This window comes from Cellulomonas sp. Marseille-Q8402 (assembly GCF_965119525.1).
Genome location: NZ_CBCPLX010000001.1, coordinates 352,463 through 369,226 on the forward strand (window position 1 = coordinate 352,463; position 16,764 = coordinate 369,226).

The window sequence follows — 16,764 nt, forward strand, 5'->3', positions numbered from 1 at the left end:
CGGACGCCGGCGGGGCAGGATGGGGGGATGACGGCGGCGAAGGACCGGTGGACCGCGGGCCACGACGAGCAGGACGAGGACCCGTGGACCGCGCTCGCCGGGGACTGGGCCGCCCTGTGGGGCGCGTTCGCCGACCCGGCCCGCCGGGCGCTGGTCGACGCGACGGGGGCCGGGCCCGGGACGCGGGTGCTCGACGTCGGGTGCGGCAGCGGGGAGCTGCTGGCGCTGCTGGCCGGAGTCGGCGCGCGCGTGGCAGGCGCGGACGCGGCGGCGGGCATGGTCGCGCTCGCCCGCCGTGCCGCGCCGTCGGCGGACGTCCGGGTCGCCGCCGCCGAGGCGCTGCCGTGGGCGGACGGTGCGTTCGACCTCGTCACCGCGGTGAACGTGCTGCACGTGGCCGACGAGCCGGAGGTGGCCCTGGCCGAGGCAGTGCGCGTCGTGGCACCGGGCGGCCTGGTGGCGGTCTGCGGGTGGGCCGAGCGGACGCAGGTGGAGCTGGACGTCGTCGAGGCCGCGCTCGCCGAGGACGACGGGGAGCCGCCGGCGGAGGAGAGCCCGCTCCGGCGCGAGGAGGCGACCCGCGCGCTCCTGCGGGACGCCGGCCTGTCCGTCGAGCACGTGGCGCTGGTGGAGGTGCCGTGGACCGCGGCCGACGACGACGCCCTCGTGCGCGGGGCGCTGCTGGGCGAGGACGCGGCGGGGATCGCCGACCGCGGGCCGGTCGTGCTCCGCGCGGCGGCGCCGTACCGGACGGCCGACGGCGGCTACCGGTTCCGGAACGCCTTCCGGCTGCTGGTCGGCCGCGCCCCTGCCTGACGCGCCGGCCGCGGCGCGCACGGGTGGACGGTCCGGACCGACGCGCCGCCGGCGTGTCCGTCCGGATCGTCCACCGTGGTGGGCGAGACGGATTGCCAGATGAGGTAAGGCTTGGCTAAGGTCCGTCCGTGCCTGTCCACCCCATCGCGATGTCTGCCGCCGACGTGAGCATCGGTTACGGAGGCGACCCCGTCGTCACCGGAGCGAGCGTCGAGCTGACGGCCGGCCGGGTGACCGCGCTGGTCGGGCCCAACGGCTCGGGCAAGTCCACGCTGCTGCGGGGCATGGCGCGGCTCCAGCGGCTCTCCGGCGGGCAGGTGCAGCTCGCGGACGCCGACGCGTCCGCGCTGTCCGCCCGCGACTTCGCCCGGCAGGTCACGCTGCTCGCGCAATCCCGGCCGACCCCGGCCGGCATCACGGTCCGCGACGCCGTCGAGTTCGGGCGGCACCCGCACCGCCAGGGCTGGCGCGGGCTCGACCCGGACGGACGGGCCGCGGTCGACCGCGCCCTCGCGCTGGCCGGGATCGCGGACCTGGCGGGGGACGACGTCGACGCGCTGTCGGGCGGCCAGGTGCAGCGGGTCTGGTTCGCCTCGGCGCTCGCCCAGGACACGGGCGTGCTGCTGCTCGACGAGCCGACCAACCACCTCGACCTGCGCTACCAGGTCGAGGTGCTCGAGCTGATGCGGTCGCTCGCCGACGCGCACGGCGTCGCCGTCGGGGTGGTGCTGCACGACCTGGAGCAGGCGGCCGCCGTCGCGGACCGCGTGCTCGTGCTGAGCCGGGGCCGCGTCGTCGCCGACGGAGCGCCCGAGCAGGCCCTCACGTCCGCGCTGCTCAGCGACGTGTACGAGATCGACATCGTCGTCCGCGCCGACCCCGGCACCGGGCACCTCGGCGTGCACGCCCCGCGGCTGCAGCTCCGCCGCGTCGCCCCCGCCGGAGAACCCGCCGCCGTCGGCGCCTGACCCACCGACCACCGCCGCACGGCACGTGCGGCGCACAGGGGCGAGACGCGCGGGCGCCCCGGACCCACCCGCGCAGACACGAGGAACCATGACCACGCGACGGACGCTCACGGCCCTGCTGGCCGTCGGCGCGCTGACCACCCTGGCGGCCTGCGGCACCACCGACGAGCCCGCGGACGACACCGCCACGACGTCCGCCGCCGGCGGCGCGGTGTCGATCACCGACGACCGCGGCGAGACCGTCGAGCTCGACGGCCCGGCCACCCGCGTGGTGTCGCTGGAGTGGATGCAGACCGAGATGCTCACGTCGCTCGACGTCACCCCGGTCGGCGCGGCCGACGTCGAGGGCTACACCTCCTGGGTCGGCACCGTCGTCCCGCTGCAGGGCGAGCCCGAGGACGTCGGCACCCGCGGCGAGCCCTCGGTCGAGGCGATCGCGGCGCTCGAGCCCGACCTGATCATCGGCGTGACGTCCTCGATCCCCGAGGGCGCCATGGAGCAGATGGAGCGCATCGCCCCGGTCGCGCTCTTCGACGGCGCGTCCGCCGAGGACCCGATCGGCTACGTCGAGGACACGTTCCGCTCCGTCGCCACCCTGGTCGGCGCGGACGACAAGGCCGACGAGGTCGTCGAGGCCACCGAGGCGGAGGTCGCCGAGAACGCGCAGGCGATCGCCGACGCGGGCCTGGAGGGCACGCCGATCGTGTTCGCGTCCCCGTACGCGGAGGGCGCCAACGTCACGATCCGCATGCACGGCCCGCGCTCGGCGTTCCAGGCCGTGGCCGACGCCATGGGGCTGACCGCCGCGACGACCGACCCGGGCGACGACGGCTACGGCCTGTCGTACGTGGACGTCGAGGGCCTCACCGCCCTGCCGGCGGACACCCGCTTCCTCTACTGGGGCAACGACTCCGAGGACGACGTCGTGGAGACGGTGCTCGCGTCCAACCCGGTCTGGCAGTCGCTGCCGTTCGTGCAGCAGGACCACGTCTACCGCGCCGGCGTCGGCATCTGGGCCTACGGCGGCCCGGAGTCGCTGGCCGGCTGGTCGGACGACCTGGTCGCGCAGCTCACCGCCGAGTGAGCTGACCACCACCACCTGAGGGAACCGTGACGACCTCGACCCCGCGCAGCCCGCGACCCGACGCCTCCCCGGCGCGGGTCGCGGGCCCGGCCACGGCACTGCCGGCACCGCCCGCACCGGCCCCGACGGACCCCGTCCCGCGCGAGCGGAGCCGGCAGCCGGTGCGCACCGTCGTCGCGCTGGGGGTCCTGGTCGCGTGGCTGGTCGCCGCCGCGGCGTGGCACCTGACGCAGGGCACCGCCGACGTGACCGTCGGGGAGCTCTTCCGTGCCCTGACCGGGCAGGGCGGGCTCGACCAGGCCGCCGCGGTCGTCACGGCCTCGCGGCTGCCGCGCCTCGCGGCGGGGGTCCTGGTGGGGTGCGCGCTCGGCGCCTCCGGCGCGGCGCTGCAGGGCATCGCCCGCAACCCGCTGGCGGCACCCGACACGCTCGCGGTGAACGCGGGCGCGCACCTCGCGGTCACGGTGGCGGCCGTGGCGGGCGCGTCGCTCGGCGCGCTGCCGGGGGTCGTCGTCGCGTTCGTCGGCGGCCTGGGTGCGGCGGGCGTGGTCATCGGGCTGTCCGGCGGCGCGGCCGCGTCACCGGTCCGGCTGGTGCTCGCGGGGTCCGCGATCACCCTCGGGCTCGCGTCCGTCACGCAGGCGCTGCTGGTGCTGTTCCCCTGGGAGACCCAGGGGCTGTTCGCGTGGGGCGCCGGGTCGCTCGGCCAGAACGGGATGGGCACGATCCGCGCGGTCCTGCCGGTCGTCCTGGTCGCGTTCGCCGGGCTGCTGCTGATCGCCCGCCGGCTCGACCTGCTGCAGCTCGGCGACGACGCGGCGCGGTCGCTCGGCGTCGACATCGCCCGCACCCGGCTGGTCGGCGTGGTCCTGGCCGTGCTGCTCGCGACGTGCGCCGTGACGGTGACGGGGCCCATCGGGTTCGTCGGCCTCTGCGCGCCGCTGCTGGTGCGGCTGCTCGCCACCTGGGTGCGGCCGCTCGCGCGGCACCGCCTGCTCATCCCGGCGGCCGCGGTCGCCGGCACCGCGCTGGTGCTCACCGCCGACGTCGCGCTGCGCGCGGTGTTCGGGGCGATCAGCGGCGTCACGGTGCCCACCGGCGTCGTCACCAGCCTCATCGGCGCGACAGCCCTGATCCTGCTCGCCCGCCGCGCGCGCGCCGCCCTCGAGCCCGACACCCTCGTCACGCTGAAGGCCGGCAGCGCGCTGTCGCGCCGTGCGCCGGCGGTCGTGCTCGGGCTCGCCGTGCTGCTGCTCGTCGTCGTGGTGGTCGCCGGCGTCCTGCTGGGCGACCAGACCGTGCTGCTCGGCGACGTCCAGAACTGGCTGGCGGGCCGCGCGTCCGTGCGGCTGGACATCATCCTCGACTCCCGGGTGCCGCGCGTCGCCGCCGCGCTGCTCGCCGGCGCGTGCCTCGCGCTGGCGGGCGGCCTGGTGCAGACGGTCACCCGGAACCCGCTCGCCGACCCCGGGGTGCTCGGCGTGGCGCACGCCGCCGGCCTGGGCGCCGTGGTCGTCATCGTGATGACGAGCGCACCGTCCTTCGCCCTGGTGTTCACCGGGGCGCTCGCCGGCGCGGTCCTCGCGGGGCTGCTCGTGTTCGGCGTCAGCGCGGGCGCCGGGGGCTCGGCAGGGCGCATCGTGCTGGTCGGCCTGGGTACGGGCGCCGCGGCCGGGGCCGTCACCACGCTGCTGCTGGTGCGCACCGACCCGTGGAACCAGAACCGCGCGATCACCTGGCTCGGGGGCTCGACGTTCGGAGCGGGCGTCCCGCAGCTCGTGCCGATGGCCGTGGCGCTGCTGATCGGCGTGGTCGTCGTCGCCCGCACCCACCGCGACCTCGACCTGGTGCAGGTCGACGACGTCACCCCGCGCGTGCTGGGCGTCGACCTGCCGCGGTCCCGGCACCTGCACGTCGGCCTGGCGGTCGTGCTCACCGCGGCCGCGACGGCCGCGATCGGCCCGATCGTGTTCGTCGGCCTCGTGGCCCCGCACGCCGCCCGGATGGTGATCGGGAAGCGGCACCGGTGGCTGCTGCCGATGACGGTGCTGCTCGGTGCGGCGCTGGTCTGCGTGGCGGACACGGTCGGGCGGACGGCGATCGCCCCCGCGCAGCTGCCCGCCGGCCTGGTGACCGCCGTCATCGGGACGCCGTACTTCCTGTGGCTGCTCTGGCGGATGCGGGCGACGTCCCGCCGCTGACTCAGCCCGCCGCGTGCCGCCGCAGGAAGTCCCGCACGGCCGCAGCCGCCGCGGGGCTGTCCAGGTGCAGGCCGTGCCCGGCCCCCTCGACCACCACGAGCTCGGCCCCCGGGATCGCGCCCGCCAGCCGCTCGGCCGACGGCAGGGTGGCGAGCCGGTCCTCCGTCCCGTGCACGACCAGCGTCGGCGCGGCGATCCGCGGCAGGTCCGCCCACGCGTCGTGCGTGGTGCTGGCCCGGTACAGGGCGCGCAGCGTGGGCCGGTCGGCGTCGAGCGCGAAGAACGCCCGGACCTCGCCGGGGTGGTCGTCGGCCCAGGCGTCGCCGAAGAACAGCCGCCGCCGCTCGGCCGGGTCGCCGCGGAGCAGCAGGCGGTGCGCCGCCTCGTCGCGCGGCACGCCGTCGGCGGCGCCCGCACTGGTGGCGAGCAGCACGAGCGACGCGACACGGCCGGGGGAGTCGACCGCGAGCCACTGCGCGATCTTCCCGCCCATCGAGTGCCCGACGACCTGGGCGCGGTCCACGCCGGCGGCGTCGAGCACCGCGCGGACGTCCTGGGCGAGCGCGCGCGTGGTGAACCGGTCGTCGGACCCCGGCGCGCTGCCGCCGGTGCCGCGCTGCTCGCACCGCAGCACGCGGAACTCGCCGGCGAGGTCGGCCGCGACCCGGTCCCAGCCGGCCATCGGGGTGGCCTGGCCCTGCAGGAGCAGGACCGCGGGCCCGGCGCCCTGCTCCTGCCACACGAGCCGGACGCCGTCGTCGGCGGGGGCGGAGCGGGTCACGGGGAGTCCGGGAGCGGGAGGTCCGGGCAGATCGGGCACCGGCCGACGGTAGCCGAGCGGGCCTCCGGTGCGCGCGTCACGCCGGCGCGGCCCGAGGGACCCCGTCGCGTCACCGCGCCAGCCGCTCCACCGCCCCCGCGAACACCGGCGGCAGCCGGACGGCCGCCGGGACCAGCGCCCCGCGCAGCGGTGAGGTCGCGACCGCCACGAGCGTCGTGGTGAGCATCCGGTAGTCGCGGGTCGCGGCGTCCCACGCGCGGCCGTACCCGGCCGGGTCGCCGAGGTGGGCGACGGCGGACCGGGCCTGCGCGAAGCCCAGCCGCAGCCCCTCGCCGGTGAGCGCGTCGACGTAGCCCGAGGCGTCGCCGACCAGCAGCACGTGGCCCGCCGTGCGGGCGCGGGTGCGCTGGCGGAGCGGTCCGGCGCCGCGGTCCGCCGCGTCGACCGGGGCGCCCGCCAGGCGGTCCGCCAGCGCGGGCATGCCGGCCAGCTCGGCGTCCACGTCGATCGGCGCCGGGCCCAGCAGGGCGACGCCCACCAGGTCCGGGCCGACGGGGGTGACGTACGCCTCGGTGCGCCGGCCCCAGTGCACCTCGACCAGGTCCGTCCAGGGTGCGACCCGGTAGTGCCGGCGCACGCCGTACCGCCGGACGCCGTACCGGGTTGGCGTGCGGGCGCGCGGGGCGACCTCCAGGCCCGTGAGCCGGCGGACGGTCGAGTGGAGGCCGTCGCAGCCGAGCAGCCAGCGGGCGCGGACCCCGCCCGCGGTGACGCCGTCCGCGTCCTGCGCCAGGTCGGTCACCCGGCCGGTGCGGCGCTCGACGCCGAGCTCGTCGGCCCGGGCCCCGAGCGCGGCGTGCAGCACGGTGCGGCGGACCCCGCGCCCGGGCGGCCCGGCGAACCGGTGCTCGGCGCGCCGGTGGTCGCGCACGTACGCGATGCCGGCGATCGGGTGGCCGGCGGGGTCGATGCCGAGCCGGCCCAGCGCCGCGACGGCGCCGGGCATCAGGCCCTCGCCGCACGCCTTGTCGACGGTTCCCGCACGTGGCTCCAGCACCAGGACGGACAGCCCGGCGAGCCGCGCCTCGATCGCGGCGGCCAGCCCGACCGGGCCGCCCCCGGCGACCAGGACGTCGACGTCCGGAGCGGGCGGGACGGTCATGCCGCGGGCTGCGTGGCGGCGCGCAGGGCGCGCTCCTCGGCCGGGACCCGGAACCCCAGCAGGAGCACCGCGTTCAGCACGGTGAACGCCAGCGCCGTGACCCAGGCGGTGTGCACCAGCGGCAGGGCGATGCCCTCCACGACGACGGCCACGTAGTTGGGGTGCGGGATCCACCGGTACGGGCCGCCGCTGACCAGGGGCAGGCCGGGCACCACGATCACCCGGGTGTTCCACCGGTGGCCCAGGGTCGCGATGCACCACCAGCGCAGCGCCTGGCTGGCCAGCACCAGCACCAGGGCGGGCCAGCCCAGCCACGGGAGGAACGGCCGGTCGGCCAGGTGCGCCTCCAGCAGGCAGGCCACCAGGAGGCCGGTGTGCAGGGCGACCATCGGCGGGAAGTGCCCGCGCCCCGACTCGACCGCCCCGCGCGCGAAGGACCAGCGCGCGTTCCGTGCGGACACGACCAGCTCGGCCAGCCGCTCGAGGGCGGTCAGCGCGATCAGCACGTCGAACCACAGCAGCGAGCTCATCGGGTCTCCTCCGTCGTCCCGGACCAGCGCAGCGCGACCAGCTCACCCGTGACGCCCGGGCCGAACGCGAGGACGGCGCCCAGCGCGTCGGGCTCGGGCGGTGGTCCCTCGAGGGTGTCCGCCAGCACGTGCAGCACGGCGGCGGAGGACAGGTTGCCGGCCCGGGACAGCGAGGCCCGGCTGCGTGCCAGGGCCGCGGGCGGCAGGCCGAGCGCCTCCTCGACCGCGTCGAGGATCTTCGGCCCGCCCGGGTGCACCACCCAGCGCGCGACGTCCGCCGGTGCCGCCCCGAGCGGCGTGAGCAGCGCGGCGACGTCCTCGGCCGCGTGCGCCGCGACGGTGTCCGCCATCCCGCCCGACAGTACGATCCGGAACCCGGACCCGCCGACCTGCCAGCCGAGGTCGTTGGCCGTGCCTGGGTACAGGGTGCTGCGGCTCCCGACCACCTCCGGGCCGGCGGAGCCGAGGGCCGCGGCACGCCGCTCGCCGGCGAGGACGACGGCGGCTGCACCGTCCCCGAACAACCCGCTGGCCACGAGGTTGGCCGTCGAGTCGTCGTCGTGCTGCAGGGTCAGGGAGCAGAGCTCGACCGACAGCAGGACGGCCACCTCGTCCGGGTGGCCGAGCAGGTGGTCGTGGACGCGCCCGAGCCCCGCGGCGCCGCCGGCGCAGCCGAGCCCGAAGCTCGGGACCCGCCGGACGTCGGGCCGCAGGCCGAGGCGCTCGACCAGCAGGGCGTCGAGCGACGGTGCCGAGACGCCGGTCACCGTGGTGAAGAACAGGTGGTCGACGTCGGCGGGCCGCAGACCCGCGCCGGCCAGCGCGTCCAGCACCGCCCGCGCCGCGAGCTCGGCGCCCTCCCGGAGGAAGACGTCGTTCGTCTCGCCGAACGAGGACAGCCCGGCGTACTTCTCCAGCGGCAGCGCGAGGTGCCGGGTGGCGATCCCGCTGGACGCGTGCACCCGCTCCAGCAGCGCGCGCCGGCGCGGGTCGCGCGTGACCAGCCCGGCGATCTCGGCGGTGATCTCCTCCTGGGGGTAGACGTGGTCCGGCAGGACGGGGGCGACGGCCAGGATCCGCGACATGCACCGGATCCTCTCGCGGAGCCCTCGCGGCCGCGACCGCGCGGTGCCGCTGACGGGCGGGGACGCCCGTCAGCCGGAGACCACGAGCAGCACGACGGCGACACCCGCCACCGCCATCGCCGCGCCGAACGGCCACCTGCTCGCCGGCCGCGCGAGTGCCGCGACGACCGCCGACGCCGCGAGCGCCACCGCGACGCCGAGCGCGACGAGCGCGGCAGCGCCGGGTGCGCCGGCGGGGGCGAGCACCACCACGAGCACGGCGGCCAGCAGCACGGCGGCCGCGGCGAACGCGGTGCCGCGGCGGCCGAGGCGGTGCGGCAGCCCTCGCACCCCCGTCGCGGCGTCGTCCTCCAGGTCGGGCAGGACGTTGGCCAGGTGCGCGCCGACGCCGAGCAGCGCCCCGCCCGTCGTCACCCACCACGGTGCCCAGACCGCACCGCCGGGCACGCCGAGGGTGGCCACCGACGGCAGGCCGCCGAACGCCACGGCGTACGGCGCCCAGGACCAGACGGTCGACTTCAGGCGTGCGTTGTACGCCCACGCGACCGCGACCAGCCCGAGGTGCAGCGCGGCCGCGGGCAGCCCGAGAGGGAGGGAGAGCGCGACGCTCGCCGCGACGGCGAGCAGCGCGGCCCGGCGGAGCAGCGCGGGCGTGACCGCGCCGCTGACCACGGGCTTGCCGGCGCGGCCGACGGCGAGGTCCCGGTCGGCGTCGATCCAGTCGTTGGACCACCCGACGGAGAGCTGGCCGGCGAGCACGACCGCGGCGACCAGCAGCGCGCGGCCCGTCCCGGCACCGGCGGCGCCGGCGGCGTACGCGCCCGCGAACAGGGTGACCGCGGCGGCGGGCGGTGCGTGCGCGGCGCGGACGAGCGCGACCGTGCGGCGCCCGGTGGTGGTCCCGGGTGCGGGGGCCATGCGTCTCCTCGCGTCGGTCGGTCAGGCGTCCGGTGCCGCGCGGTGCCCGGGGGAGAGCAGCCCCTGGATGAAGTGGGACACCCGGGACGGGTCGTGCCGCAGCGTCGGCAGGGCACCCACGATGGCACGGGCGAGCACGCGGATCGGGACGTTGGCGTCGTTGGACGCGGCGCGCAGCACCGCGAACGCGGCGGCGGGCTCGAGCGAGAGGCTGAACGCCACGACGCCGACCGCCTGGTCGATCACCGCGCGGCTCTGCGCCGCGGCGGCGATGGACGCCGAGGCCGCGGCCTGCGCGCGGTCGTCGACGACGTCCGTGACGTCCATGAAGTACCCGCAGAGCTCCGTCGGCGCGCCGTCGTCCCCCGTGCCCTGCCCCTCGCCGACCACCGCGACGACGCGCACCCGTCCGCGGGCGTCGACGATCCGGTGCACGGAGGAGTACGCCCTCCCCGTGCGGGCGGCGTCGGTGAGCGTCTCGACGACCCGGTCGCGGTCGCCCGGGTGCTTGTGGGCGAGCAGCAGCTCCGTGGTCGGCACCACCTCGTGCGGCGCGAAGCCGTGGATCGCGTAGACCTCGTCGGACCACCACCACCGCTGCGTGGCGAGCTCCAGCCGGTAGGTCCCCGCACGTGCGGGCGCACCCAGCGTCAGTGCGTGCTCCGGACCGCTCAGGTCGTGCATCGGACGCCCCCGTCCCGTGGTGCGCAGAGCCGCGGGAGCCGACCGCCGACCCCGCCAGGCCGTGTGCTGCCGACGGTACGCGCGGTGGCTCGGGCGCGACACCGGAACGGCCGCCCCCGCGAGCGGGTCACGCGCCGCCCGGGTCGGGCAGCGTGGGCACCTCCAGGCCCGTGCCGTGCCGGAGCAGGGCGCCGCGCACGACGGCCCCGGACCCGAAGCGCTCGGCGACGGCGTCGACCGCGGCGTCCAGCCCGCTCACGTCGGGGCCGTCCAGGTCGAGCGCCGGCTGCCAGTGGTCGTCCGGCTCGAGCCCGGTCAGGGCGACGCCGACGAGCGTGAGTCCCCGCTCCCGGATCAGCGGCAGCGCCTCGTCGAGCAGCGCGGTCGCAGCGGCGCCGAGCTGCGCCCCGGCGGCGGTGGCGTGCGGGAACGAGCGCGAGCGGGTGGCCTTCGTGTAGTCGGCGAACCGGAGCCGGAGCACCACGGTGCGCGCCAGCCGGTGCCCGCCGCGCAGCCGCCGGCACACCCGGTCGACCAGGCCGAGCAGGGCCGCCCGCACGTGTGCCGGGTCGTGCGGGCCGGTGCCGAGCGCGCGCTGGGCGCCCACCGAGCCGCGCCGTCTGCCGGTGACCACGAGCTCCGGGGTCGCGCCGTGGACGACGGCGAACAGGTGCCGGCCCATCGCCGGGCCGAGCGCGCCGACCAGCACGTGCTGGGGGAGCGCCGCCACGTCGCCCGCGGTGACGAGCCCGAACGCGTGCAGCCGGGTGGCGGTCACGTCGCCGACGCCCCACAGCAGCTCGACCGGGAGCGGGTGCAGGAAGGCGTCCTCGTGGTCCGGCTCGACCAGCAGCAGCCCGTCCGGCTTGGCGACCCGGCTGGCGACCTTGGCGAGGAACGGCGTGCGGGCGACCCCCACCGTGATCGTCAGCCCGACCTCGTCCCGGACCCGGTCGCGGAGCCGGGCCCCGATCCGCACCGGCGGGACGTCGACCCGGTGCAGGCCGTGCACGTCGAGGAACGCCTCGTCGATCGACACGCCCTGCACGGCGGGCGTCGTGTCCTCGAAGATGGCGAACACGGCCCTGCTGGCCGCCGTGTACGCCTCGAACCGCGGGCGCACGACGACCAGGCCCGGGCACAGCGACCGCGCCTGGCGGGCGCTCATCGCGGTGCGGACGCCCCGCCGCTTCGCCTCGTAGGACGCCGCGAGCACGACCCCGCCGCCGACCGCGACCGGGCGACGGCGCAGCCGCGGGTCGTCGCGCTGCTCCACCGAGGCGTAGAACGCGTCCAGGTCGGCGTGCAGGATCGCGGCCCGCCGGGCGGGTGGGGGCGAGGAGGTCGGCATAGAACACATGTTCGACCCGGGGTCCGACACGCGCACCCGCCGCACGTTCCGGCGCGGTCGCCCGACGGCGTCACACGAGCGGCGGCCCGACCCGGCGCGTCGCCAGCAGGCCGGAGCCGAGCAGCAGCCCGAGCACCGCGCCGCCGACGCCGAGCCAGAGCGCGCCGGCGTCGTCGTAGGCCAGCGCGCGCACCACCGCCGAGAGCAGCAGCCCCGCGCCGGCCAGCAGCGCCGCCAGCCCGACGGTCGCGAGGGCGCCGTCCACCAGCGTGGACAGCTGCGTGCCGGGGTCGAGCAGCCAGCCCGCCCCGAGCGCCACGACGGCGGCGAGCGGCAGCAGCCAGGCCCCCGGCGGGCGGCCGAACCAGCCGGGCACCAGCAGGACCACCGCGCCCGCGAGGGCGACGACGGCCACCCAGCCGGAGGCGGTCGAGACACCGGTGCGCGCGGACATGGCGGTCAGGCTAGCGGTCGTCGGTCGGCATCGAGGACGTGCCCGACCAGCCGCCGGAGGGTGACGAGCCCGTCGGACGACAGCACGCTCTCCAGGTGGCCCTGCACGGACGCGACGCCCGGGCCGCGCAGCGCGTGCACGACGCCGGTCTCCGGGTCGGCCGACACCTCGAGGCCGAGCAGCGGCGTCCGGGCGGTTCCCGGCGCTCCGGGCTCCGCCCGCGCGGCGAAGGTGTTGTAGAACCCGATCGCGGGCTGCTCGCCGAAGACCTCGACCTCGAGACGGACCCCCTGGCGGGGCGCGGGCAGCGGCGCCACCGGCAGCCCCGCCTGGAGCGCGAGCACCTGGTGGCTGAGGCAGACGGCGAGCACCGGCGCGCCCTGCCGGAGCCGGCGCGCCAGCAGCGTGTGCAGCCGCGCCACGCGCGGGTCGTCGAGCCGGCGCGGGTCCCCGGGGCCCGGGCCGAGCACCAGCAGGTCGGGCCCGGCTCCCTCGGGCTCGTCCGGCACGTCGCCCCAGGGCACCACGCGCGCGTCCAGGCCCAGGTGGCGCAGCTGGTGGGCCAGCATCGTCGTGAACTGGTCCTCCGCGTCGACGACCAGGGCGGTGCGCCCGACCAGGCCCGGCACCGGGTCGACCGCCTGCGGCCGGAGCCAGAAGGCCGCCAGCCGGTCGTTCCGCGACGCCAGCGCCGCGGCCACGCCGGGCTGCTCGGCGAGCGCCGGGGCGGGCGCGCCCGGCGCGACCGGCGGCAGGGCGCCGGTCGCCAGGAGCACGCCCGCGGCCTTGGCGTGCGTCTCGGCGACCTCGCCCTCCGGCGACGAGTGCCGGACCAGCGTCGCGCCCACCGGCACCGTGACCCGGCCGGCGTCGTCCAGGTACGCCGTGCGGATGAGGATCGGCGCGTCCAGCGCGTAGCCGTCGCCGTCCGGCTCCAGCAGGGCGAGCACGCCCGAGTAGTACCCGCGCGGCGTGGTCTCGTGCCGCGCGATGACCGCGCAGGCGTTGCCCATGGGCGACCCGGTGACGGTCGGCGCGAACATCGTCAGCCGCAGCACCTCCCGCACGTCCAGGTCGGTGCGGCCCTCGAGCACGTACTCCGTGTGCGTGAGCCGGGACATCTGCGCCAGGTACGGCCCGAGGATCCGGCCGCCGTCCGGGCACACCGCGCTCATCATCTTCATCTCCTCGTCGACGACCATGAAGAGCTCCTCGCTCTCCTTGGTGTCGGCCAGGAACGTCAGCAGCTGCGCACCGGTCGGCGGCTGCGCACCGTGCCGGAAGGTGCCGCTGATCGGGTTCATCCGGGCCACGCCGTCGCGCACGCTCACGTGCCGCTCGGGCGTGGCACCGGCCGCCGCGAGCCCGGGCGTGCGCACCGCGAACGTCCAGTAGGCACCCTGCTCCCGCTCGAGCAGCGCGCGCAGCCAGCCCAGCACGGCGGTCGCCGGCGGCGCGTCCGTCGACGCCACGTAGTCGCGGCGGAGCACGAAGTTGGCGCCCTCGCCGCGGCCGATCTCGTCGCGCAGCACGGTGCGCACCCGCTCGGCGTACGCGGCGTCGTCCACGTCGAAGCCGCCGGGCGTGACGCCGACCGGGTCGGGCAGCAGGGCGAGCGCCTCGGTGACCGGGACCTGCTCGCGGTCGCGCACCAGCAGGCAGCGCAGCGGGGCGCCGTCGTCGTGGGCGGCGAAGCCGCGCTCACGCACCTGACGGAACGGGACCATCGCCAGCACGGTCCCGCCGTCGAGCGGGATGTCGGCGAGCCGGTCCACGTCGTGCACGTCGCCGACCAGGACGTCCAGCACGGTCGAGCCGCGCCGGTGCAGCACGGCGAAGGGCGGCGCGTCGTCGGCCAGCAGGGAACGCAGGAGAGAGGTCATCGGGGAGCCGTTCGGGTCGGGACCGGGAGGGCCCCGCCGCACCCGCGGCTCGACCACCGGTCGTGAGGCGGTGGTCGACGCGTCGAGGGTCCGCCTAGGAGGCGGGCCACCAGGAGGACTGCGACGCGAACATGGCCGACACCGTACTCCAGGACGAGCGGCCGTTGCGCGCGCGCCCGGACCCGTCCCCTGGGCACGATGGGCCGATGAGCCCCGCAGACCCCGGTCCCGATCCCGCGCACCTGCCCCCGGACGGCGTGCCCGACGACGTGGTGGAGGCGGTCGGCGGCGTCACGGCCGCCTTCGAGGTCGTCGAGCACGCGCGCGGCATGCTCTACGCCTTCCACCGCCTGATCGGCCGTGCGGACGCGGAGCTCGCGGAGGCGCTGGACCGCCTGGCGGAGGCGGGGCACCCGGACGTCGCCGACGAGCTGCGGTCGGAGGTCGTGGGCCGGAACGTCCTCGAGGGCCGGTGGACGTTCCAGGTGGTCGAGGACTTCGACGACGGCTACTACCGCGCGTTCGCCGACGCGGAGCGGCGCACGCGCGACCGCCTGCTGGGCGGGCGGCGGCACGTGTACGAGTCGCAGCTGAAGGAGCGGAACCGCACGCACGGGCGGCCGGGGCACGAGTCCCGGCCGGCCGGCTGACGGGCGCGCCGGCCTGCGCGCGGATCGCACGCCGGCGCTGGTCGCGCAACTGGGCGTTCAACGCGCGCGGTTCACCCGAGCGGCCTAGCGTCGGTGACGGCGGGAACAGCCGGGAACTCCCTGGTCCCCGCCGCAGCACCGGTGGAGCAGACCGCCGGCGCCACTCGTGTCGTGGGGGTGGCCGCCGAGCCGGCGCCCGCCTCGACGACCGCGAGTGCATCCCTGCTCGTGTCCGCCCCGACCGAGGGGCGCGGAGGTCGCGATGTTCTTCCACCGTCAAGAGCTGCAGCACAAGGCCACGCCCGACAAGCCGGACGCCGTGTACGCCCGCAAGCTCCAGGAGGTCCTGGGCGGGCAGTACGGCGAGATCACGGTCGCCATGCAGTACGGCTTCCAGTCCTGGAACACCCACCTGCCCGGGAAGTACCGGGACCTGCTCTACGGCATCGGCGCCGAGGAGTTCGGCCACGTCGAGATGCTCGCCACGATGATCGCCCAGCTCCTGGAGAAGGCCCCCGTCGGCATCACCGAGGAGGCGATCCAGAAGGACCCGACCGTCGCCGCGGTCCTCGGCGGCACGGACCTGCAGCACGCGATCGTCGCGGGCGCCGGCGCCCGTCCGGTCGACAGCATGGGCAACCCGTGGAGCGCGGGCTACATCACCGCGAGCGGCAACCTGCTGGCCGACTTCCAGGCCAACGCGAACGCCGAGATGCAGGGCCGCGTGCAGGTCGCCCGGCTCTACCACATGACCGACGACCACGGCGTCCGCGACCTGCTCGCGTTCCTGCTGGCCCGCGACACGATGCACCAGAACCAGTGGATCGCCGCCGCGCGGGAGCTGCAGGAGGAGGGCTTCGAGGGCCTGCCGGTCCCGAGCAACTTCCCGCTGCAGCAGGAGGACCGCGACGTGTCGTACCAGTACATCAACTTCTCGGACGGCCAGGACGCCGACAAGGGCTCCTGGGCCTCCGGACCGACCCCGGACGGACTGGGCGAGTTCACGTACGTGGCCGAACCCCCGGCCGGCGTCCCGATGCCGCCCCCCACGCAGCCCGACCCCCGGTTCTACGGCACCACGCCGAAGCCGAACACGGTCGAGAAGGCCACGGGGAAGCTGAAGGACACCTTCAAGAGCGAGTGAGGGAGACACGATGAGCACGAACGAGACCGGCGGCGGGGCCGCCGCCGCCGTGGGCACCGCGAAGGACGAGGCGTCGGGCCTGGCCCAGAGCGCCGCGGAGAGCGGGCAGGGACTCCTCCAGGAGGCCAAGGGCCAGGCGAGCGACGTCGTGCGCGAGGCGACCGGGCAGGCACGCGACCTGCTCGGCGAGGCGCGCTCCGGGCTGCAGAGCCAGGCCTCCGACCAGCAGGCCAGGGCCGCGTCCAGCCTCCGCCAGCTCGGGGACGAGCTGGGCCGGATGGCCGACGGCTCCGAGCAGGGCGGTCTCGCCGCGGACCTGGTCCGGCAGGTGGCGGGGCGCACCGGCTCCGTGGCCGGCTGGCTCGAGGACCGCGAGCCCGGGGACGTCCTGCACGAGGTCGCGGACTTCGCCCGGCGCAAGCCCGGGACGTTCCTGGCGCTGGCCGCGGGGGCCGGCATCCTCGCGGGCCGCCTGACCCGCGGGCTCAAGGACGCGCCCTCCGGCGGGACCTCGACCGGCTCCCGGCTGTCCGGGTCGACGACCGGCCTCTCGACGCCCACCGCCGGATCGGCGGGCGGCTCCCCGGCCGCGACCACGCAGGACCTGTCCGGGGCCGTGGGCCTCGCGGGCGGCCCGGGCGTGGTCGCCGGCGGCACCGCCCAGGTCGACGAGCTCGGCATCGAGTCCGGCGGCGAGTCGGGGGCGCAGCACCGCGAGCCGGGCCCGGCGTCGACCGACGACGCGCCCGAGTGGCCCGCGCTCCCGTCGGAGCAGCAGGCGTGGGCGGCCAGCGGCGGTGAGGCGCCGGTGACCACGACGCCGGGCCACCTGCCCACCGCCGACGACGCCGGCACGTCCGGCGGCGACCCGCTGGCCGGGCTCCGCCGCGAGGACCAGCCGTGACCGGGCCGGGGGACCCGACCGTCGCCGCGGCGCCGGGCACGGGCCCCACGGGCGGCTACGGCACGGGTCCGGCGGGCGTCCCGCCGACGGGTGCGACGGGGGCGCCGGGTGCGACGGGCGCTGCCGGCACGTCGGGCGCCGGCGACGAC

Annotated in this window: 16 protein-coding genes; 7 read left to right on the forward strand and 9 right to left on the reverse strand. The window is 77.3% G+C overall.

Annotated elements, in window-relative coordinates:
• Positions 1-27: 27 nt before the first annotated feature.
• The 4 genes from ACWPWW_RS01620 to ACWPWW_RS01635 all read left to right on the forward strand — a co-directional run bounded on the left by ACWPWW_RS01620 (position 28) and on the right by ACWPWW_RS01635 (position 5,069).
• Positions 28-816 carry a class I SAM-dependent methyltransferase gene (locus ACWPWW_RS01620; RefSeq protein ID WP_454048600.1) on the forward strand — a complete coding sequence of 263 codons (789 nt, stop codon included), beginning with the start codon at positions 28-30 and terminating at the stop codon, positions 814-816.
• Positions 817-965: 149 nt separating this feature from the next.
• Positions 966-1,784, forward strand: coding sequence for an ABC transporter ATP-binding protein (locus ACWPWW_RS01625; RefSeq protein ID WP_454050375.1), 819 nt, complete (start codon positions 966-968; stop codon positions 1,782-1,784).
• 88 nt (positions 1,785-1,872) lie between these two features.
• Entirely contained in the window at positions 1,873-2,868 is a 996-nt protein-coding gene (locus ACWPWW_RS01630; RefSeq protein ID WP_454048601.1) for an ABC transporter substrate-binding protein, read from the forward strand.
• 26 nt (positions 2,869-2,894) lie between these two features.
• The gene (locus ACWPWW_RS01635; protein WP_454048602.1) at positions 2,895-5,069 is read left to right on the forward strand and encodes an iron ABC transporter permease; all 2,175 of its coding nucleotides are present in this window, start codon (positions 2,895-2,897) and stop codon (positions 5,067-5,069) included.
• Position 5,070: 1 nt separating this feature from the next.
• On the opposite strand, the gene ACWPWW_RS01640 is transcribed toward ACWPWW_RS01635, so the two are convergent.
• The 9 genes from ACWPWW_RS01640 to ACWPWW_RS01680 form a co-directional block, all read right to left on the reverse strand.
• Positions 5,071-5,889, reverse strand: coding sequence for an alpha/beta fold hydrolase (locus ACWPWW_RS01640; RefSeq protein ID WP_454048603.1), 819 nt, complete (start codon positions 5,887-5,889; stop codon positions 5,071-5,073).
• 70 nt (positions 5,890-5,959) lie between these two features.
• Positions 5,960-7,012 (reverse strand): NAD(P)/FAD-dependent oxidoreductase, encoded by a 1,053-nt coding sequence (locus tag ACWPWW_RS01645; RefSeq protein ID WP_454048604.1) that lies wholly within the window; start codon positions 7,010-7,012, stop codon positions 5,960-5,962.
• Positions 7,009-7,542: an isoprenylcysteine carboxyl methyltransferase family protein gene (locus ACWPWW_RS01650; RefSeq protein WP_454048605.1), complete on the reverse strand. Its 534-nt coding sequence runs from the start codon at positions 7,540-7,542 to the stop codon at positions 7,009-7,011. Before ACWPWW_RS01650 ends, ACWPWW_RS01645 begins: the two co-directional genes overlap by 4 nt.
• Positions 7,539-8,627, reverse strand: a complete 1,089-nt coding sequence (locus tag ACWPWW_RS01655) for a type III polyketide synthase (protein ID WP_454048606.1) — start codon at positions 8,625-8,627, stop codon at positions 7,539-7,541. The genes ACWPWW_RS01650 and ACWPWW_RS01655 overlap by 4 nt, the downstream gene beginning before the upstream one ends.
• A gap of 69 nt (positions 8,628-8,696) precedes the next feature.
• A complete protein-coding gene (locus ACWPWW_RS01660; RefSeq protein ID WP_454048607.1) occupies positions 8,697-9,545 on the reverse strand; it encodes a UbiA family prenyltransferase in 849 nt (282 codons plus the stop codon).
• 21 nt (positions 9,546-9,566) lie between these two features.
• The gene (locus ACWPWW_RS01665) at positions 9,567-10,229 is read right to left on the reverse strand and encodes a PAS domain-containing protein (protein ID WP_454048608.1); all 663 of its coding nucleotides are present in this window, start codon (positions 10,227-10,229) and stop codon (positions 9,567-9,569) included.
• Positions 10,230-10,356: 127 nt separating this feature from the next.
• Positions 10,357-11,580, reverse strand: a complete 1,224-nt coding sequence (gene dinB / locus ACWPWW_RS01670; RefSeq protein ID WP_454048609.1) for a DNA polymerase IV — start codon at positions 11,578-11,580, stop codon at positions 10,357-10,359.
• A gap of 70 nt (positions 11,581-11,650) precedes the next feature.
• Positions 11,651-12,034, reverse strand: a complete 384-nt coding sequence (locus ACWPWW_RS01675) for a hypothetical protein (RefSeq protein ID WP_454048610.1) — start codon at positions 12,032-12,034, stop codon at positions 11,651-11,653.
• A gap of 5 nt (positions 12,035-12,039) precedes the next feature.
• Complete coding sequence (locus ACWPWW_RS01680) at positions 12,040-13,917, reverse strand: anthranilate synthase family protein (RefSeq protein WP_454048611.1); 1,878 nt, start codon at positions 13,915-13,917, stop codon at positions 12,040-12,042.
• Between the two features lie 206 nt (positions 13,918-14,123).
• Between ACWPWW_RS01680 and ACWPWW_RS01685 the strand changes: the two genes are divergently transcribed.
• The 3 genes from ACWPWW_RS01685 to ACWPWW_RS01695 all read left to right on the forward strand — a co-directional run bounded on the left by ACWPWW_RS01685 (position 14,124) and on the right by ACWPWW_RS01695 (position 16,615).
• Entirely contained in the window at positions 14,124-14,567 is a 444-nt protein-coding gene (locus tag ACWPWW_RS01685; protein ID WP_454048612.1) for a hypothetical protein, read from the forward strand.
• Positions 14,568-14,829: 262 nt separating this feature from the next.
• Positions 14,830-15,711, forward strand: coding sequence for a manganese catalase family protein (locus ACWPWW_RS01690; RefSeq protein WP_454048613.1), 882 nt, complete (start codon positions 14,830-14,832; stop codon positions 15,709-15,711).
• A gap of 10 nt (positions 15,712-15,721) precedes the next feature.
• Positions 15,722-16,615, forward strand: coding sequence for a hypothetical protein (locus ACWPWW_RS01695; protein WP_454048614.1), 894 nt, complete (start codon positions 15,722-15,724; stop codon positions 16,613-16,615).
• Positions 16,616-16,764: the final 149 nt, after the last annotated feature.